General features: G+C 37.4%; 20 protein-coding genes. 16 read left to right on the forward strand and 4 right to left on the reverse strand.

The window, feature by feature from the left end:
* Positions 1 to 31 precede the first annotated feature (31 nt).
* The 4 genes from mgtE to IGJ99_RS04720 all read left to right on the forward strand — a co-directional run bounded on the left by mgtE (position 32) and on the right by IGJ99_RS04720 (position 3757).
* The gene (mgtE, locus tag IGJ99_RS04705) at positions 32 to 1423 is read left to right on the forward strand and encodes a magnesium transporter (RefSeq protein WP_153830341.1); all 1392 of its coding nucleotides are present in this window, start codon (positions 32 to 34) and stop codon (positions 1421 to 1423) included.
* A 186-nt stretch (positions 1424 to 1609) separates the two neighbouring features.
* Positions 1610 to 2275 (forward strand): potassium channel family protein, encoded by a 666-nt coding sequence (locus IGJ99_RS04710; protein WP_010735916.1) that lies wholly within the window; start codon positions 1610 to 1612, stop codon positions 2273 to 2275.
* A 15-nt stretch (positions 2276 to 2290) separates the two neighbouring features.
* Entirely contained in the window at positions 2291 to 2593 is a 303-nt protein-coding gene (locus tag IGJ99_RS04715) for a HesB/YadR/YfhF family protein (protein WP_010735915.1), read from the forward strand.
* Between the two features lie 216 nt (positions 2594 to 2809).
* Positions 2810 to 3757 (forward strand): phosphoglycerate dehydrogenase, encoded by a 948-nt coding sequence (locus IGJ99_RS04720; protein WP_438770647.1) that lies wholly within the window; start codon positions 2810 to 2812, stop codon positions 3755 to 3757.
* 55 nt (positions 3758 to 3812) lie between these two features.
* Here the strand turns inward: IGJ99_RS04720 and IGJ99_RS04725 are convergent, their stop codons facing one another.
* On the reverse strand, positions 3813 to 4619 hold the full coding sequence (locus IGJ99_RS04725; RefSeq protein WP_010735913.1) for a DUF1189 domain-containing protein: 807 nt from the start codon (positions 4617 to 4619) through the stop codon (positions 3813 to 3815).
* Positions 4620 to 4807: 188 nt separating this feature from the next.
* On the opposite strand from IGJ99_RS04725, the gene IGJ99_RS04730 reads away from it, so the two are divergent.
* From IGJ99_RS04730 to IGJ99_RS04755, 6 genes are all read left to right on the forward strand, one after another.
* A complete protein-coding gene (locus IGJ99_RS04730) occupies positions 4808 to 5281 on the forward strand; it encodes a GtrA family protein (protein ID WP_010735912.1) in 474 nt (157 codons plus the stop codon).
* Positions 5282 to 5362: 81 nt separating this feature from the next.
* A complete protein-coding gene (locus tag IGJ99_RS04735) occupies positions 5363 to 5965 on the forward strand; it encodes a superoxide dismutase (RefSeq protein WP_010735911.1) in 603 nt (200 codons plus the stop codon).
* A 128-nt stretch (positions 5966 to 6093) separates the two neighbouring features.
* The gene (locus tag IGJ99_RS04740) at positions 6094 to 6294 is read left to right on the forward strand and encodes a cold-shock protein (protein ID WP_010735910.1); all 201 of its coding nucleotides are present in this window, start codon (positions 6094 to 6096) and stop codon (positions 6292 to 6294) included.
* Positions 6295 to 7131: 837 nt separating this feature from the next.
* Positions 7132 to 8346: an LCP family glycopolymer transferase gene (locus IGJ99_RS04745; RefSeq protein ID WP_224434610.1), complete on the forward strand. Its 1215-nt coding sequence runs from the start codon at positions 7132 to 7134 to the stop codon at positions 8344 to 8346.
* A 398-nt stretch (positions 8347 to 8744) separates the two neighbouring features.
* The gene (locus IGJ99_RS04750) at positions 8745 to 10328 is read left to right on the forward strand and encodes a fibronectin type III domain-containing protein (protein WP_438770648.1); all 1584 of its coding nucleotides are present in this window, start codon (positions 8745 to 8747) and stop codon (positions 10326 to 10328) included.
* Between the two features lie 3 nt (positions 10329 to 10331).
* Positions 10332 to 10508: a carbohydrate-binding protein gene (locus tag IGJ99_RS04755; RefSeq protein WP_438747790.1), complete on the forward strand. Its 177-nt coding sequence runs from the start codon at positions 10332 to 10334 to the stop codon at positions 10506 to 10508.
* Positions 10509 to 10621: 113 nt separating this feature from the next.
* On the opposite strand, the gene IGJ99_RS04760 is transcribed toward IGJ99_RS04755, so the two are convergent.
* Positions 10622 to 11104, reverse strand: a complete 483-nt coding sequence (locus tag IGJ99_RS04760; RefSeq protein ID WP_010735901.1) for a TspO/MBR family protein — start codon at positions 11102 to 11104, stop codon at positions 10622 to 10624.
* A gap of 365 nt (positions 11105 to 11469) precedes the next feature.
* Between IGJ99_RS04760 and IGJ99_RS04765 the strand changes: the two genes are divergently transcribed.
* The 3 genes from IGJ99_RS04765 (at position 11470) to IGJ99_RS04775 (ending at position 14894) form a co-directional block, all read left to right on the forward strand.
* Complete coding sequence (locus IGJ99_RS04765; RefSeq protein WP_438770649.1) at positions 11470 to 13020, forward strand: fibronectin type III domain-containing protein; 1551 nt, start codon at positions 11470 to 11472, stop codon at positions 13018 to 13020.
* 364 nt (positions 13021 to 13384) lie between these two features.
* Entirely contained in the window at positions 13385 to 13963 is a 579-nt protein-coding gene (locus IGJ99_RS04770) for a lytic polysaccharide monooxygenase (protein ID WP_010735899.1), read from the forward strand.
* A gap of 214 nt (positions 13964 to 14177) precedes the next feature.
* A complete protein-coding gene (locus tag IGJ99_RS04775) occupies positions 14178 to 14894 on the forward strand; it encodes a YcjF family protein (RefSeq protein ID WP_438770650.1) in 717 nt (238 codons plus the stop codon).
* 115 nt (positions 14895 to 15009) lie between these two features.
* Here the strand turns inward: IGJ99_RS04775 and rlmD are convergent, their stop codons facing one another.
* The gene (gene rlmD, locus IGJ99_RS04780; protein ID WP_010735896.1) at positions 15010 to 16386 is read right to left on the reverse strand and encodes a 23S rRNA (uracil(1939)-C(5))-methyltransferase RlmD; all 1377 of its coding nucleotides are present in this window, start codon (positions 16384 to 16386) and stop codon (positions 15010 to 15012) included.
* A gap of 105 nt (positions 16387 to 16491) precedes the next feature.
* Between rlmD and recX the strand changes: the two genes are divergently transcribed.
* From recX to ntdP, 3 genes are all read left to right on the forward strand, one after another.
* A complete protein-coding gene (gene recX, locus IGJ99_RS04785) occupies positions 16492 to 17292 on the forward strand; it encodes a recombination regulator RecX (protein WP_010735895.1) in 801 nt (266 codons plus the stop codon).
* Entirely contained in the window at positions 17285 to 18469 is a 1185-nt protein-coding gene (mutY, locus tag IGJ99_RS04790; protein ID WP_010735894.1) for an A/G-specific adenine glycosylase, read from the forward strand. The genes recX and mutY overlap by 8 nt, the downstream gene beginning before the upstream one ends.
* A 92-nt stretch (positions 18470 to 18561) precedes the next feature.
* On the forward strand, positions 18562 to 19095 hold the full coding sequence (gene ntdP, locus IGJ99_RS04795) for a nucleoside tri-diphosphate phosphatase (RefSeq protein ID WP_010735893.1): 534 nt from the start codon (positions 18562 to 18564) through the stop codon (positions 19093 to 19095).
* A gap of 60 nt (positions 19096 to 19155) precedes the next feature.
* Here the strand turns inward: ntdP and IGJ99_RS04800 are convergent, their stop codons facing one another.
* Positions 19156 to 19590: a GNAT family N-acetyltransferase gene (locus IGJ99_RS04800; protein ID WP_010735892.1), complete on the reverse strand. Its 435-nt coding sequence runs from the start codon at positions 19588 to 19590 to the stop codon at positions 19156 to 19158.
* Positions 19591 to 19684 lie beyond the last annotated feature (94 nt).

Raw genomic sequence — 19684 nt, forward strand, 5'->3', positions numbered from 1 at the left:
GAAAAAACGATGTAACAAAGGAGAATACGAGATGAGAACATTAAATGATACAAATAACCTAGAAACACAATTGAAGATTCTTAATTATCTTGAGCAAAAAAAGCTTGAAGAATTGAAGAACTATTTAGCAACGATCGAGAAAGTGGAATTGATCCAACTATTTGTTACGTTACCTTTAGATAAGCAAGTACTGGTCTTTCGATTATTATCAAAAGACAAAGCCCTCGAAATCTTTGAAACATTTGAACCGTCTGTCCAACAAGATTTGCTTCGTTCGTTTACGGATGATGGTGTGATTGAATTTGTGAATGAGATGGCTCCAGATGATCGGGTAAGGTTGTTTTACGAACTACCAGCAAGTGTGACTAAAAAACTATTGGCAGAGCTTTCTGAAGAAGAGCGAGCAACAACGAATCGATTGATGGGCTATGAACATGAGACAGCTGGACGGATCATGACGACTGAATTTATTTCAATTAAAAAAGAAATGACTGTTGAAGAAGCACTGCATAAAATCAGAAGATTAGCGAAAGAAATGGAAACAATCTATATTTTGTATGTGACAGATATGGCGAAAAAAATTGAAGGAGTACTATCGTTAAAGGATCTAGTCATTGCAGAAAGTGATCAACAGATTGAAGAAATCATGATCAAGCACGTCGCTTATGTAACCACAGATACAGACCAAGAAGAAACTGCACGATTGTTACAAGAGTTAGATTTGATCGCTATTCCCGTCGTAGATAAAGAAACACGACTAGTAGGTATTGTGACAGTGGATGACGCCATCGATGTCTTAGAGCAAGAAACGACCGAGGATATGTTCAATGCTGCTGGTTTAGCAGACGTCGCCTCTGTAGAAGCTGATCGTAGTACAGTACTGATTAACGGGAATCTTTGGCAAATATGGAAAGTCCGGTTGCCTTTCTTAGCGATCACATTGGTTGCAGGGATGTTAGCTGGTCTAGTAATCGATGAGTTTGAACAAACGTTAGAATCTGTGGCTGCTGTTGCTATTTTTATTCCTTTGATCATGGATATGGGTGGAAATGTAGGGACGCAATCATCGACGGTTTTTGTTCGTGGATTATCTTTAGGGCACATTGATCTCAACACATTTATCAAGCACTTTTTGAAGGAAACAGGGATTGGTCTAAGTTTAGGGATTGTTGTAGGGATCGTATCTGGAATAGTCGCTTCTGTGTGGCAAGGCATACCATTGTTAGGTGTAGCTGTGGGGATCTCTCTGGTCTTTGCAATGACCTTAGCTGCCGCCCTTGGTTTTTTGATTCCTTTTATCTTATTGAAATTGAATATTGATCAAGCTGCTGGATCTGCACCGATTATTACATCGATCAAAGACATTGCTGGGTTGTTTATTTACTTTATTTCAGTTAACGTATTCTTAGGCTACCTATTGTAGGAATAATTAGTAATATAGCCATACCTTTTTAGTAGAAACATCAAGAAATATTCTATGATCTACCATAGTAGGCCTTCTCTTGATCCTCCATTAAAATGAGTCTTTTCCGTAAAGAAAAGCAGGGTTGCTTTTGTTTTTACAGTGGCTTTGCTATACTTGAAATGGAATGGATAAAGGAGGAGAAAAGTGAAACAGAATTTTGCAATCGTAGGACTTGGACGTTTTGGTGGCAGTATCTGTCGTACGTTAGTCGAAGCTGGTCAAGAAGTTTTAGCTATTGATAGCAGTGAAGACCGAGTGAATGAATATATGAATATCGCAACACATGCAGTGGTTGCGAATGCACAAGATGAAATGACTTTACGATCTTTAGGAATCAGAAATTTTGATCATGTGATCGTAGCAATTGGAGAAGATATCCAAGCAAGTATTTTAGTGACACTGATGGTTAAAGAAATGGGCGTTCCGAATATCTTAGCCAAAGCACAAAATGAGTATCATGCTCGTGTTCTTGAAAAGATCGGTGCAGATCGCGTTGTTCATCCTGAGAGAGATATGGGGATACGGATCGCACATAATCTTGTTTCTAAAAATATTTTGGATTATTTAGAGCTGTCAGACAAATTCTCGCTCGCTGAGATTCGGGTATCTAATCCCAAGTTCTTTAATAAAACATTAGCAGAACTAAATTTCAGACAGCGATTTGATTTGACTGTGGTAGCCATCCGACGCTTCGATCGTTCTGTCGTAGTGTCACCAGCCGCAGACGAATATGTACGTGAAAATGATAATTTACTTGTTATCGGAGAAACAGAAGATGTAGATATACTTGATGATAAAATGAATCAATAAAAAGGGGCTCATCACATGCAATTAACAATAACGGACAAAGCAAAAGAATGGTTTCAAGCAGAGGTAGATTTACCTGAAAATTATGGTATCCGTTTTTTTGGGAAAGTATATGGCAAAACAGAAGTACATGAGGGATTTTCAATCGGTATGTCTGTGGAGTTACCAGAACGTCCGATGAAACAAGAAACGATCGATGGTCTATTATTCTTTATTGATGAAGCCGATGATTGGTTCTTCAAAGGATATGATCTGGTTGTTGATTATGATCCACAATTAGAGGAACCAACGTATCATTTCCAAGAAACAGCAGATGTATAAGGTGAGAAATAGTCTTTTATCTTTAGGAAAAAAGCCTGACGAACGAAAAGTAAGTTTTACTTACTTTCGGATTGTTAGGCTTTTTTTTAGACAGTCAAACGCTGATCCACTTTTACTGTGTTCATTATAGGAAAAAGTCATTCAAAGAATGAAGTGCAACATACTTCATTCTTTTGAGGGATTAAGCTAGACTGATAAGTAGAGAGGATGGGTGTGATGACAAAAAAAATAATTTATTCAGTACGTTCATTTCGTGAAGAATTTATCGAAAAGATCAAAGAAATAGCACCAGAATATTCATTTCAAACGGAAGTAGCATCCGACGAACTTTCTGAAATAGCGATCAGTATCGGCTGGAATGGAGATTATCAAGAAGATATATTCGCTTCTGACAGCTTAAAATGGGTCCAATCGATTTCTGCTGGAGTAGATAATCTTCCATTAAACGAATTCGCTGACAAAGATATTTTACTTTCCAATGCGAGTGGTATCCATGTAGAATCGATCAGCGAGCATACCATGGGCATTATTTTAGGCTATTCTCGTGGATTGTTCCAAGCCCAACGAGCGCAGTTCCATAAAGAGTGGCTAGGATCAGATATCCATTATCAAGCATTGGCAGATCAAAAATTACTAATTATAGGAACTGGACATATTGGAAAAAAATTGGCACAACATGCAGCTGTATTTGGTTTAGAATGTATCGGCATCAATACATCTGGACATCCAGTGGAAGGATTCAAAGAGACTTATCCATTAGAGAAATTAAAAGAAATCTTACCGAAAGCAATGATTGTGGTGAATATCTTACCTTTGACAGATCAGACAAAAGGGTTGTTTGACGCAAAAGTATTTGAAGCTTTTGATAAAGAAGCGCTATTCATCAATGTAGGACGTGGGCCTTCTGTAAAAACATCTGATTTAATAGCTGCGTTAGACGATGGTCAACTGGCTTTTGCGGCTTTAGATGTGTTTGAAGAAGAACCATTAGCAAAAGATAGTCCATTATGGGAAAGAGAAGATGTGTTGATCACCTCTCATATTGCAGGTCAGACACCACATTTCCAAACGAAGTTTATGGATATTTTTCTAACAAACTTAAAATCCTACGTAGACAAAACAGAATTAGAAATAAATGAAATCGATTTGAATGAAGGCTATTAAATGAAGAAGAATCTCTAGAAGAGGTGTGTAATGACTACCTCTCCCAGAGATTCTTTTATTTTGGTAATTGGATTTTTGGCCAGCCTTTGACTGCTTGAGCAAAAATGAATATGCCCGCAAATGCAATAAACGCTGTTGTATCAAAAGTTGGTGCAAAAATCATCAGGATCGTTGCAATAACAGTGGGTAATGATATCGCATAGATCATTGTTTTTAGACAATCGAGAAAAGTTACTTTAGCTAAACGTAATCTTGCATATACATAAGCCGCAAAATTTGCCATAAGTAAAGTGATGATCAGATTTAAAAAGCTAGGATAAATGGAAATCAAAAATACTAATGCTTTGATCCAAAAAGGGATCGTTGCTTCACTTAATGTACTACGTAAGCTTTCGCCAGTTAGATTTTTTAAAGCATTATTCGTGTACTCAAATTCAAACTGATTATTGTTCAGCAATGCCGAAGTCGTGCCGGTATTCGGTAAAGCTAGAACCAATTTATCCTTTAGCAGACCGACACTTAGGAAATTCCCTATCAAATCTGAAGAGATATCTTCAGGGGTACGTTTTCCTTCGGGGTCAAAGGTAAAGATAATCGAATCCGTTTGATAAATAAAACCTTCATTTGTTGGCGAATCGATTTGTCCATCACGAATCTTAAAATCTGGAATTTCAGCTGCAATTTTTTGACCATCGGACTTGATAGTGTCCAGCACTTGAAAAATTTGGTAAGAAATAGGTAATGCCATTAGTACACTCAAACATAAAAGATAGACTAATGATTTTCCAAATGATACGTTTTTAGCATTTTTAAGCTCGGTGAATCGAGCAAATGAGCTAATGATTAGTTGTTTTGTTGTCATAATTACTCCTTCTGTAGAATTGTCATCACTAGCAATTCTAGCGGAGTATGCTATGAATTACAAGAGTTCTAAAACATTCTCTCACGATAGATAAGGTTATATTCTTATCGATCATTGTTTTCTAGAGATGAAAATTATTAGCAGATAGAGTATGATAGGAAAGAATGATAAATAAGGTAGGTAGAAAAATGAAGATTTATGTTCAATTTAAAAGCTATTTAGAAAGTAAAGGATATTGGGAAGTTTTCATCTATCTATTTTTTGGTGGATTAGCAACAGTTGTCAACTTCGTCAGTTATGCAATCGCGCAACAAATCTTCCAGTTATCGATGCCAGTATCGAATACGATTTCTTGGATTTGTTCTGTTTTATTTGCATTTGTCACCAATAAGGTATGGGTGTTTCAATCCAAATCTCCTAGTTATACGCATTTATTTATCGAATTTGGGAAATTTGTTTTTTACCGAATCGTTTCTTATGGACTAGACATGGGCGCCATGTTCTTGATGATCAAAGGGTTGGAAATGAATGATTATGTCGCTAAAATCATTACACAGATCTTAGTCGTATTGGCAAATTATGTCTTTAGCAAATTATTTATTTTCAACAAGACAGAAATTATCGAAGAACCAGCAGAAACCAGTAAAAAATTGGAAGACTAGGCATAACAATTGAAGAATTTCCCTCACTTTGTTACTCTTTTAGTGTAAAGAGACCCAACAAATTTGAGGAGGAATTTTTTTATGACTTACACATTACCAGATCTACCTTATGCATTTGATGCATTAGAACCATATATCGACGAAGAAACGATGCATTTGCATCATGACAAACATCACAATACTTATGTGACAAACTTAAATGCAGCAATCGAAAAATATCCTGAACTAGGCGAAAAAACAATAGAAGAATTGCTTTCAGACATGGATGCTATTCCATCTGACATTCAAACTGCTGTACGTAATAATGGTGGTGGACATGCGAACCATTCATTCTTCTGGAAAATCATGGCACCAAATGCTGGTGGCGAGCCAACAGGAGCAATCAAAGACGCAATTAACGAAACATTCGGCGATTTTGCAACATTCAAAGAAGAATTCAAAAAAGCAGCGGCAGGACGTTTCGGTTCTGGCTGGGCTTGGTTAGTACTTGAAGATGGTAAACTTGCAATCACTTCTACAGCCAACCAAGACTCACCATTGATGGAAGGCAAGAAACCTGTTCTAGGTTTAGATGTTTGGGAACATGCTTACTACTTGAAATACAAAAATGTACGTCCTGACTACATTGAAGCTTTCTGGAATGTTGTGAATTGGGATGAAGTGAACAAGCATTTCGCAGGCTAAAATAGCGTTCTTCCATTTGCCATGGAATTTAGAAAATTAACGGGGCAATGCTTGCGAGCGTTTTCTAAATTCGGTATAATGTTTTTGCAAGGGTTACTTGCAAGAACTTTTTTGGAGGCTATATATTTATGGAACACGGAACAGTAAAATGGTTCAACAATGAAAAAGGATTTGGGTTTATTACAGTAGACGGTGGAGACGATGTATTCGTACATTTCTCAGCAATCCAAGGCGATGGCTTCAAAAGCTTAGAAGAAGGCCAAGAAGTAGAATTCTCTATCGTTGAAGGTGCGCGTGGTCCTCAAGCTGCTGAAGTATCTAAATTATAAGATCATGTTGACGAAAAAAGAAGATACGGCTTTCCGTATCTTCTTTTTGTTTCTTTATTTTCTTTTTCTGGAAAAAATGGTTTTACAAGAAAAATTAGTTAATTTTGGTTATTGCCAAACATAATTTCTTTGATTTTTTGGACTAAGTGCTTATTATCTGAAGTAGAAAAATCATTGCGGATAGTAATATAAGGAATTTCATTTTCATAGCTGATTATTTTGGTGGGGGCCTCAGTTGTACGAATAATCAATTCAGGATTCAGCAATAATTCATTTGTGAAAAGGACATTCAAATACAAACCTAAATGGTTTTGTAAAACTTTTACATATAATAATTCGATACTTAAAGGATAATCACTTTCTAATTTTACTTTGATCTCTTTATCAAAAAATGTGGGTGGGGCAATGACTAAAAATGCTTCGATCTCTCGCGTATGGAGAGCTACTAGAATGTTTTAACAATATTTACTTGAACAATCACTTATAACAAATAAAAAAGACGGAGAGAACGGAGAAGTTGTTTCATTTCCGGATTTCTCCGCTTTTTTTTGCTGGAAATGCTTAATAGGAAGGCATAAACAAAGTTAAAAAAACTAGTTTTTTTAATTTATTGAACAAAAAATCATAAAAATCCAATAAAACGTATAAAAAGAATCGCTTTCTTTCTTTTCTGTTTATGCGCCCTATGGTATGATAATTAAGAATTTTAAAAAAAATACATATGAATCACGAAGAAAAACACTATTTTTTAAAGTTTTATTAGGATTAAGTAGTTGGATTGCTGAATGATTGGGTGTATGAGAGAATAATCAAGAATATGTATGATAGAGGTGTAGTATGAAGCGGTGGCAAAAAGTGATATTGACTTTGTTGGGAATAGTCGTACTTCTCATCGGCGGAGTTTCAGCTTATGGAATCAAGTTTATGGGAGAGGCGAGCCAAACAGTCAATCGGATTTCAAAACAATCTGATCGTGTATCAGCAAAACGTGACGATCGAGTAAGTATTGATGATCAAGAACCCTTTTCAGTATTATTATTAGGATTAGATACAGGAGGCCTTGGACGAACAGAACAAGGGAGATCCGATACGATGATGGTCGTGACTGTCAATCCACAACAAAAGAAATCAACGATTATTAGCTTGGATCGAGATATCTATACGAATATCGTCGGTTATGGGACGGTCGATAAGTTGAACCATGCCTATGCATTTGGTGGCGTAGAGATGGCAATGGATTCGATCGAACAATTACTTGATATCCCTATTGACCACTATGTCACAATCAATTTGGATGGTATGAAGGACTTGATCGATGCAGTAGGTGGGATCGAGATCGACAATAAAATCGACTTTACTCTAGATGGCGTCCATGTTCCAGAAGGAAAACAAACAGTTGATGGTGAAAAAGGGTTGGCGTATGCAAGAATGCGGCATGAAGATCCTGAAGGTGATATCGGCCGACAAGCACGTCAACGAGAAGTTGTGACGAAAATCGTCAATAAAGTACTCAGTCTTGATGGCGTTAGCAATTATCGAAAACTTTTAGATGCGGCAGGTAACAATGTGACAACTGATTTGGATTGGGATGACATGCTAGATATCGCAACGAATTATACCTCCGCTTTCCAAACAATCAAGCAAGACCAGCTAAAAGGAAAAGATACGACGATCAATGATGTGTACTACCAAATACTAGGTCAAAATGACTTATTATCGATCCAAAATCAATTGAAGAAACAATTAGAGATCAAGCCAAGTGATACGTTGCCTAACTTAAAAAATGATAATGCCTATATGATGTTTTATGATGATTCAGAAAATGGTGAAGGAGATACCACTGCTAATACCACAACCGGTGAGACATCTGAATATTCACAAGATACGTACAATCAGTATGGCACCGATGGGTACGGTCAGCAGTCGGTCTATTCAGAAGACACCTCTCAATACTACGACCCAAATCAGTATAACCAGCAACAATATTATGACCCATATGGCGGTCAACAAAATGATCAAAGCACAGAGACTTGGACAGGCAATGGCTATTAACAAAGCTTTGTTCTTATGATTTAAACAATAAATAAAACGAGTAGATATCGAAATTTAAGGATACATCCTTAAATTTTGATATTTTTTTAGTTTTTTAAGTTATGTTATTTTTATTTTGTTTTAAGTGTTTTTCTTATAACGGCAAATAATTTAAAATGATAGATAGATTTTATTTGATTACAGAAATGTCTTGAAAATGTTTGTTTATCAGATTTTTTTACGTTAATTTATTCAAAACAGAGTAGTTTTATATATTTTTATTTTTATACTCAAAATTAAAAAACGCTAATTCTTATTTAAAAATGTTATATTTTTAGTTTTTATTTGTTATGATATCGTTGTGCAAGAGGGAAATACATAGCACGAGATAAAATTGTTGATGGGGGATATACATACTAATGAAAAGAAATGTTCGTCTAAAGAAATTATTGGCTGGCGCTGCATTATGCAGTCTGCTAGTCGCACCATTGTTTTTGAATGAACAACAAAGTGCAGCAACAGAACAAACAATCAAAACAACACCTGATTTTGGTGTAGGTCAAGGTATTGAATGGCCAGAACAAGTCGTTGCACCATTTGTTGATATGACAGCTTATACATCAGGTACAGAGTTGTCGAATAATGGCGCGTTGAATCTAGCGGCAATTGCAAAGGAAACTGGGCAAAAATTCTTTAATTTAGGATTCATGCAAGCGAAAGGAATCAAAGATGGTAAGATCGATTGGGCATGGGGCGGATTTGCAGGATTGAGTGAGAATGACAGTGATCAATGGCAATATGAAGGTATCAAAAAAACGATCCGTGAATTAAGAGTGGTTGGTGGAGATGCTGCTGTTTCATTTGGTGGACTGAACACAGGTGCTTTCTGGGAAGTCAGCCATGATGAAGATATGCTTTATGATGCTTATATAGAAGTGGTTCAAGGATATGGCTTTACTCGTGTAGATTTTGACGTGGAAGCAGGAGCGATGGGCTATACAGAAAACTTACTCAATGCGAAAGCAGTCAAACGACTACAAGATACTACAGGAGTACAAGTAACGTTGACATTACCTGTTATGCCGACTGGTTTGATTTCGACTGGACTATCCGTATTGCAAGCTTATTTAGAAGCAGGTGTCGATTTGACCAATGTCAATATTATGACGATGTGTTATGGTCCGAGCGTCATTGATTATGCACAAGGATCATTAGATGCGGTCGACAATACAATGGTCCAATTGAAGAATCATTATCGCCAATATGCTGGTATCACTTTGACTGATGAAGAAGCGTATGCAAAATTAGGTACAACTCCTTCGATTGGTTTTGAGAACGAACAACATCCGTACTTCACGACAGAAATGTTCAATCAAGTTGTCGAACATGCAAGAGAACGTAAAATTGGTATGGTTTCTTATTGGTCGATGAACCGTGATGCAAAAACAGATGGTGGACAAGGACAAATAAAGAACCAATTTGAATTCTTAAAAGTGAGTGAATCATTTGCTGAAGGTAATGAGGGCGGTGGAAGCGAAACTCCGGAAGATAAAGAAAAACCGTCTGTTCCGACAAATCTTTCTGTTGGGGACATTACAAAAAATAGTGCGCATATCAACTGGACGGCGGCGACTGACAATGACCGTGTGGCAAAATATAACGTGAGATTAGTAGGGAATGGACAAACGATCAATGTTACGACTACTTCTCTTTCATACGCGTTTGCAAACTTAAAAGCCGATACAGAATATATGGTAGAAATCAATGCAGAAGATCGTTCTGGAAATATTTCGGATACGGCAAAAGTTGCATTCACAACTTTAGCGGATGTAGTAGATCCAGAGGAGCCGGGAGAACCTGGTGAACCAGGGGAGGCACCTGCATGGGAGGCGACAAAGGTTTATTTAGGTGGAGAAGTTGTATCTTATAAAGGTGCTTTATATCGCGCTAAGCATTGGACGCAAAACAATGTACCGAGCGAGTCAGGCCAATATGGTCCTTGAGAATTGATTTCAGGAACGCCAGAAGGTGGCGATGAGATCGCCGCGTGGGAAGCGAATAAAGTTTATGTACAAGGAAATCGAGTGATGTATAATGGGATCGTTTATGAAGCGCAATATTGGACACAAAACAACAAGCCAAGCGAAGCTGGATTGTACGGTCCTTGGAAACAGGTTGGATAAAACATTCGAATAATAGAATCATATAAAAAAGCTACGTGAGCGATCACGTAGCTTTTTTAAATCATTGTTGTGTGATTCATTCTAGTACGTTGTTATTAGTTAAAACCTATCGATTAATTCAAAATAAAAATCGCGTAATTCAAGATAGATGCAAAAAATACCCATAAATAGTAAGGAATCGTCAACCACATTGCTGTGCGATTGTGCAGCCATAAATGATAGACCAAAGCTGTTAAGAAAATCATTAATAAAGTGATATCGATTGCTGAAATCAAAGTATTTCCAAGGTTGAAGAATAAAGCTGACCATAAAAGGTTGAAGATGAATTGAATAGTAAAGAGCCACAGTAGTTTAGAGCGGTGTTTTTGATTTTGTGTATTTAGAATAAAGTACAAAGAAATGCCTATTAAAATGTAGAGGACCGTCCACATAGGACCAAAAATCCAACTAGGTGGTGCAAAAGCTGGGAGTTGTAACGAGTAATAATATTTTCCTGGATTGCCGCTAAGAATGCCAGATAAAAATCCCAAAGCAACGATTCCGATAATGCAAACCCACAAACGATAATCTTTTAATCGATTGATAGTGTATACCATAACAAAAACTCCTTTCTTTAGACAGTTTAACATAATTATTTATAACAGCACCTATTTATGGCTTGTGATTTATTAAGTTATTTTAAAAAATGTTGATATAGCGTACATATTGACCGAAATAAATTAGTGACGAGGTGATTAAATCGGTGATAAAAGCTTTTTTAGGTTGATTTTTAAACGTTGTTGCAATACCGAACATTTTTGTTTTTACTTTTTTATTTAACTATAAAACGGGGATAAAACGATTAAATAACCTTAATTTCTTTTTTGTTTTCGTTATATTATTTTGAGTTATCTGATATTATAAAATTTGTAATCGATTACGAACAAGGAAATGAATTAGTTGAATGGGGAGAGTTTGGAAAATGAAGAAAAAAAGTGTAAAAAGATTATTAGCTGGAGCAGCATTGTGTAGCTTATTAGTTGCACCGTTGTTTTTAAATGAAGAGCAAGGAGCGGCAACAGTGCAAACAGTTCGCGCAACACCTGATTTTGGTGTAGGTCAAGGAATCGAGTGGCCAGAACAAGTCGTAGCGCCATTCGTAGATATCACGGCGTATACTTCAGATGAAGTACTGTCAAATAAAGGTGCCTTGAATATGGCAGCAATTGCTAGAGAAACAGGTCAGCGTTTCTTTAATCTAGGGTTTATGCAAGCTAGAGGGATCAAAAATGGGAAACTTGATTGGGCTTGGGGAAGCTTCAATGGATTGAGTGAAAGTGATAGTGACCAATGGCAATATGAAGGAATCAAGCAATCGATCCGTGAGTTAAGAGAAGTAGGCGGAGATGCAGCTGTGTCATTTGGCGGATTAAATTCTGGTGCCTTCTGGGAAGTAACGCAAGATGAAGATATGCTTTATGATGCTTACATGGAAGTTATCCAAGGTTATGGTTTTACACGTATTGACTTTGACGTAGAAGCTGCTGCTATGGGGTACCACGAAAATTTAGCAAATGCGAAAGCAGTAAAACGATTACAAGATGCAACTGGGGTTGACGTGACGTTGACATTACCAGTTATGCCTACAGGATTGATCTCAACAGGATTATCTGTCTTGCAAGCTTATTTAGAAGCGGGTGTTGACTTAACTAACGTGAATATCATGACGATGTGTTATGGATCAAGTGTTACAGACTATGCGCAAGGTTCGTTAGATGCGGTAGACAATACAATGGTCCAATTGAAAAATCACTACAAACAATACGCTGGTAAAACATTAACGGATGAGCAAGCTTATGCAAAATTAGGTACGACTCCTTCTGTAGGATTTGAAAATGAACAACATCCTTACTTTACAACAGATATGTTCAACTTAGTTGTACAACATGCCAAAGAACGCAAAATCGGTATGGTCTCATACTGGTCAATGAATCGTGATGCCAGAGTAGATGGCGGACAAGGGCAAGTGAAAAATCAATATGAATTCTTAACTGTGGGTCAAAGATTTACAGATGGTTCTGAGATGCCTGAAGATACACAAAATCCATCAACACCGACAAATGTAGGTTCAGATTTCATTACGACACAGCGTGCGCGTATCAATTGGACGGCATCAACGGATAATGACCGCATTGCTCGTTATAACCTTAAATTAACTGGTGCAGGCGAAACAGTATCAGCGACAACAATGGCTGTTTCTCATACCTTTGAAAACTTGAAGAGCAATACGACTTACACAGTTGAAGTGATTGCAGAAGACCGTTCTGGAAATGTTTCGGATGCAGCAACTTATACTTTTACTACGCTTGAAGAATCAGAATCTACTCTGCCCGTTTGGGACCCTGCAACAGTTTACTTAGGTGGAGAGCGTGTTACATATGAAGGGCTGATCTATGAAGCGAGACATTGGACACAAAACGATATTCCAAGTGAATCTGGTCCTTATGGTCCATGGAGACTTGTGACTAAATAATCCGGCGATTTCTTATTACTCCATAGATAAAATGATAAATCGTAAAAATTATTAATAACTTCTATTGTAAAATGATATTTAAGTTATTATTTATATAGATGTGTAAAAGAAGAGAGTCTTAAATAAGCTCTCTTCTTTTTGTTGGAAAAACAATATGTATATTGAAACATTAAGAAAATATTAAGTGTACAATAGAAACATTTAGGTGATTAACTATCCTTATTGCTAGTTAAATCCTATTAAATCAATCTTTTTATTAGATGTTTTAAATTAGCTTATCTGCGATAAGGTTATAAAAGCATAATGTTTGTTTTTATTTTAGAAAACGTTTACAATAAACCTATCAAATATAGGAGGTTCAGTTATGAAAAAGTTTAGTATTATGATGTTCGTAGGAATTGTTATGTTAGGTTTGTTTGGTTTTGGTACATCTGGTTATGCACATGGTTATGTAACATCTCCAGGGAGTCGTGCCTATTTCGGTACAGCAGCTGCAGGTAATTTGAATCAAAACGTTGGGCGCGCACAATGGGAACCACAAAGTATTGAAGCGCCTAAAAATACATTTATTGATGGAAAAATCGCAAGTGCAGGTGTTAGTGGGTTTGAACCATTAGATGAACAGACAGCAAATCGTTGGCATAAAAGTGTAATTAATGCTGGTCCTTTGAATATCACTTGGAACTTAACTGCACAACATCGTACAAGTACTTGGGATTACTATATTACAAAACCAGGTTGGAACCAAAATCAACCTTTGAAATTCAGCGATTTTGAATTGATTACAAAAATCGATGATAAAGCAACAGTTCCGCCAAAAACAGTAAATCAAACAATTACTGTTCCTCAAGATAGAAAAGGCTACAACGTGATTTTAGCTGTTTGGAATATTTCAGATACAACAAATGCGTTCTATCAAGTAATTGATGTCAATGTTCAATAGAAAAACCTTGAAGAGAAACCTTTTTAACTGATCATATAAAGAACACCTATGAAGTGACTCTCATTTTCACTTCATGGGTGTTTATTTGTATGTTCGAACCATTTAAAATCAATAGGACGAGGTTCGATGATGATCCCATTTTTTGGCGAACTTCAGGTTGTATTGTATGATAGAAATAAGGATACCAAAAGGGAAGGGTTACGGAGGAAATCAAATGAAAAAATTTTTACGGAAAAAAAAGAAAAACAAAGAATCGATTGAAGATACTGTAATCGAAAACGAAGAAACAAAAGTAGAAGAAACATTGGAGCAAACACCTGAGGAACAAAAGGAATTTGCTTCCTTTTTCGCTGAAACAATGAAAAGACTTCCTCAAAAAACAACCGCAGCTATTTTACGAAATTTTGATTCGTCAAAAAGCAAAGCGGAACAAACATTAGCAAAGAGTAGAACACAATTCGATCGTTTATTTGAAGAATTCTTAAAAGGGGTAGATGAACCCTTACGTAGAAAATGCCATGCAACGATTCATGCGGCCTCTTTGACAGCGGCGATCATCGGTTGTTCACCGATCCCTTTTTCAGATGCTTTTTTACTTGTACCAGTTCAGCTAACGATGATGGGACGTCTCCACAAGTTATTTGGACAATCATGGTCTGAATCATTAGGTAAAAGTGTCTCAAAAGAGTTGATCGTTGTTAGTTTAGGTAGAAGTGCAGTAGGGAATATCATTAAGATCATTCCGGCAGTAGGTACAGTGGCTGGTGCAGCGATCAACGCAACAGTCGCTAGTACGATCACCGAATCATTAGGCTGGATCACAGTAAAAATGTTGAATGATGGCGAAGATATTTTTGATGATGTCATGTCTTTCAAAGGGCAAGTTCAAACACTTTTTACTTTATTGAAACGAAAAAAACAAATGAAATAAGGTTTAATCAGAAATAATCGGATAAAAAAATAAGCATTGACCTCGGAAATAGTTTTGACTATTAAGTAAAGGAAAATGCTTATTTTTTATAAGGATTCTGGCTGGCGCTATTGAATTATTTTTTTGTTAATTTCACGACGACTTCACAACGTGCTGTCTGAGGGAACATGTCGACAGACTGTAGATACTCGACGTGAAATACTTTCGCTAATTGGACGAGGTCCCTTGCTAAAGTCGAAACATTGCAAGAAATATAAACTAATTTTTGCGGTGGGTTTTTTAAAATTGCTTGGATCAACTGCTCATCCAAACCAGTACGTGGCGGATCAACAATGATCCCATCCGGACGAAAGCCTTTATTCAACCACTTTGGTAAGAGCTCTTCTGCCGTACCCACTTCATAACGAGTATTCTCATAGCCTAATCGTTGTGCGTTTTTCTGTGCATCTGAAATGGCTTGGGGGATGGTATCCATTCCGCGTACTTCTTTTGCTTTGTTTGCCACACTCAAACCAATTGTCCCAACACCACAATAAGCATCTACGATCGTTTCTTCTGGTTGGATGGCTAAAGCTTTGATTCCCTCACCGTATAAGACTTCTGTTTGTTGAGGATTCAACTGGAAAAAGGCACGAGGTGAAAGATCAAAAGTTACTTCATTGATCCGTTCCTCAATGGCTTCTTTTCCCCAAAGGTGTTTTGTTTCGTCACCCATCACGAGGGAGGTTTTTAAAGGTTGCACGTTTTGCATGATCGAAACGACTTCAGGGAGTTGCTGATTGATCTCACGAATCAGGGCATTTTTTTGTGGGAATTTTTGACTCCTGGTGATAAAGACAACTTGTAGCTCACCTGTCTGTATACCCACTCGAACCATGATCGTGCGGAAAATTCCGCTATCCGCACGTTCATCATAAATCGGTAAATCATATTTATTCAATAAATCGACGACTGTATTCATCACTTTTTGTGTCGCAGGCTCTTGCACTAAACAATCAGTAATTGCCACTAAGTCATGAGAATTGGCTTGATAGAGTCCAGCTTCGATTTTGTCTGTCTGTTTATTTTTTCTCAATTGAAATTGCGCTTTGTTCCGGTAACGCCATGGATCCTCCATTCCAATCGTTGGTAAAAGTGGATACTCACGATAACCGGCGGGTTTGAATTTTTCTAAAGCCTGCAAAAGCAAATCTTTTTTGAAATCGAGTTGTGCATGGTACGCTAAATGTTGCAATTGGCAACCACCACATTCATAGTAGACTGGACATGGAGCAGTCACACGGTCACTACTTGTTTTTTTGACTTTAACGAGTTGTCCTTCGGCATAGCGAGGGGTCGCTTTGGTGATCTTCACTAGGACTTCTTCTTTAGGAAGGGCATACGGAACAAAGACGATCATGCGTTTAAAGTAGCCGATTCCTTCTCCGTTGATCCCTAAACGTTTGATTTTTAATGTGATCGTTTGGCCGTTTTTAACAATTGCTTCTGGCATAGGTATCTCCCTTTTTATCATTATGTGGCTATATTCTAACATATTATAGCGAAAGTTGGGGATTTTCTATGTTATGATAGGAATATATGTTCGAGGAGGGATAGTTTGCTTTCTATTGCAAGAATCAGTAAAGGCAAGGGGCCTTTTTATCAGATCGATCTATCAGATGGCGAAACACTACAAGTATCAGAAGATATTTTAGTACGCTATCGTTTATTAAAAGGACAAGAATTGACAGAAGATAAATTAGCTGAAATCAAAAAAAGTACAGGTTATGATTTTGGTTTACAACAAGCATTAAATTATTTGAGTTACCAATTACGAACGGAAAAAGAAATTCGGATCTATTTAAAAGATAAAGAGATCGGACAAGAAGACCGTCATAAAATCGTTGAAAAACTAAAAGAATTAGGTCTTGTTGACGATTTGACGTTTGGTGAAAGTTACGTCCGAACGAATATGCGTTTGAGTGACAAGGGACCAAAAAAATTAGCACAACAAATGCAACAAAAAGGGCTATCACCAGAAGTGATCGAGCAGTCTTTAAGCCAGTACCCATTTGAAGAGCAAGTAGAAAATGCACGGCAAACAGCGGAAAAGACTTACGAAAAAAATCGTGCCAAAAGTCAAAAGGATCTATTACGGAATATCCAACAGAAATTGATGACAAAAGGATTTACCAATGATGTGATCCAAGAAGCGATGCAAACCTTACCTCAAGAAACTGATCCAGAAGTTGAATATGAGCTTTTAGTACAACAAGGAGAGAAGATCTGGCGTAAGAATAGTCGCTTTGAACCTCAAAAGAGAAAGATGAAAGTAAAGCAGAGTCTCTATCAAAAAGGCTTTGATTTTGAGATGATCCAGCGCTTTATTTTAGAAAAGGAAGAAGAAGCAAGTGAGTAGAGAATGGGAAAACTGGTCCTTAGAAAAAACAAAAGAATTTCAAGAACGTTTTATTGAATGGTATGAGCTTGAAAAGAGAAATCTCCCTTGGCGTTACAATCAAGACCCTTATCGTATTTGGATATCAGAAATCATGTTGCAACAAACCAGAGTCGATACAGTCATTGATTATTTTTATCGCTTTATGGAGTGGTTCCCAACCATCGAAGCGTTGGCGCAAGCACCCGAAGAAAAACTGTTGAAAGCTTGGGAAGGCTTAGGTTACTACTCACGGGCCAGAAATATTCAAGCTGCTGCAAAACAAATCATGGAAGATTTTGACGGAAAGATGCCACGAACACCGGAAGAAATCAGTACATTAAAAGGGATCGGTCCTTATACGACAGGGGCAATCGCAAGTATTGCTTTTGGGCTACCTGAACCAGCGATCGATGGAAATGTCATGCGTGTGGTTAGTCGGCTGTTCTGTATTGAAGAAGATATTGCGAAAGCATCGAGTCGCAAAGTGTTTGATCAAGCCATGCGGAAAATCATTGACGAAGAGCATCCGGGTGAGTTCAATCAAGCATTGATGGATCTTGGCTCAGCAATCTGCACGCCGACCTCGCCTAAATGTGAGGAATGCCCAATCCAAGCATTTTGTTTAGCAAAAGAAAAAGGAATCCAAACCGCCTATCCTGTCAAAACAAAAAAAGCAAAGCCGCGAGATGTTTATTATGTTTGTGCAGCGATTGAAAACGCAGAAGGTGCATTTTATTTTGAACAACGAGATCAACAAAAATTACTGGCTGATATGTGGACATTTCCGATGGTAGAAGTAACGAAAGAGGTATACGAAAAACTAGAAGCAGACTGGCAACCTAAGAACGAAATCAGTTTGTTCGATGAGGTTTTAGTCGCTGAAGAAGGTGCTTCAGTATTGCCTTTTGCTCATGCGGACAAAATCGTATGGCAAAAAAGGCATCTAGGGGAAGTGACGCATATCTTCAGTCATTTGAAATGGCATGTTTTATTGTTTTATGGTCGGTTGCCTAAGACTGAAAAAGACCTATCTGAGACTGGCAAACAGACGCAGTGGCTGATACCAGAAGCATTTGAACAAGTGGTTTTCCCAAAAGTACAAATGAAGCTAGTCGAGCAGTTGGATAAAAATCGAAACAATAGTAATCCTTTCTAGGCAAAGATGATTTTTATTGCTATAATAATTACGATGTCGGTGTAATGAACACCCCAACACAAAGCACAAAATGTTGCTAAGGAAGGATTGCGATGGGAGTTCCAAAAGAAGGAGAGTTTGTAACGATCCAAAGTTATAAACACGACGGCAAATTGCATCGAACGTGGCGCGATACCATGGTATTGAAAACAAGCGAACATTCAATGATCGGTGTCAATGATCATACTCTTGTAACAGAGTCTGATGGACGACGTTGGGTGACGCGAGAACCAGCGATTGTATACTTTCACAAAAAATACTGGTTCAATGTAATAGCAATGATCAGAGAAAAGGGGGTTTCCTATTATTGTAATCTGGCTTCACCTTTTTTATTAGATGATGAAGCATTAAAATATATTGATTATGACTTAGATATCAAGGTTTTTCCTGATGGCGAGAAGCGCTTGTTAGATGTCGATGAATATGAAATGCACAGTCAAATGATGAATTATCCAAGTGATATTGACTTCATTTTAAAAGAAAACGTGAAGATTTTGGTTGACTGGATCAATAATGGAGATGGCCCATTCTCAGAAGGCTATATTGATATTTGGTATGACCGTTACAAGCAATTGTCGCAAAAGTAAACGAAAACAGTAAGTAAGTGAAGGAATCTTCATCTTGCTTACTGTTTTTACTTGGATGCTTCACAAGTTTTTTTTCATGTTGAGATGTTGGATGCCCGCATCTTCGAAGACTTCACCGTAGGCTTGATAATCAAGCTTCTCGTAAAAAGGAATAGCAGTCAGTTGAGCGCCTAATTTTATCGTATCAAATCCTTGTTTTTTAGCAAAAGCCTCTGCTTCTCTTAGCAAGACTTGCCCCAAACCTTGTTGACGGTATTCAGCAAGGATTGCCATACGTTGGACTTTTATCTGGCCATTTTCGAGTGGCAGTAAACGAACAGTACCCTGCGCCTCCTGTGCATCTGTATAAAGGACGAAATGGATACAATGCGCTTCATCCTGATCGATTTCTCTCTCAAAGGAAACACCTTGCTCGACAACGAAGACTTGGTTTCTGATACGTACAGCATCGAGATAGATCGGACTCATCGTATCTTTTGTATGAACTACTTTCATCAAACAGCCACCTTTCTTTTCAGTAGTATACTGTAAAGTGATCGGAATGGAAAGTGCATAAAATAAAATCAAAAATAACAGATTTTTTCAAAAG

It is taken from the genome of Enterococcus sp. AZ095b, assembly GCF_051714725.1.
GTDB classification, from domain to species: domain Bacteria; phylum Bacillota; class Bacilli; order Lactobacillales; family Enterococcaceae; genus Enterococcus_B; species Enterococcus_B pernyi.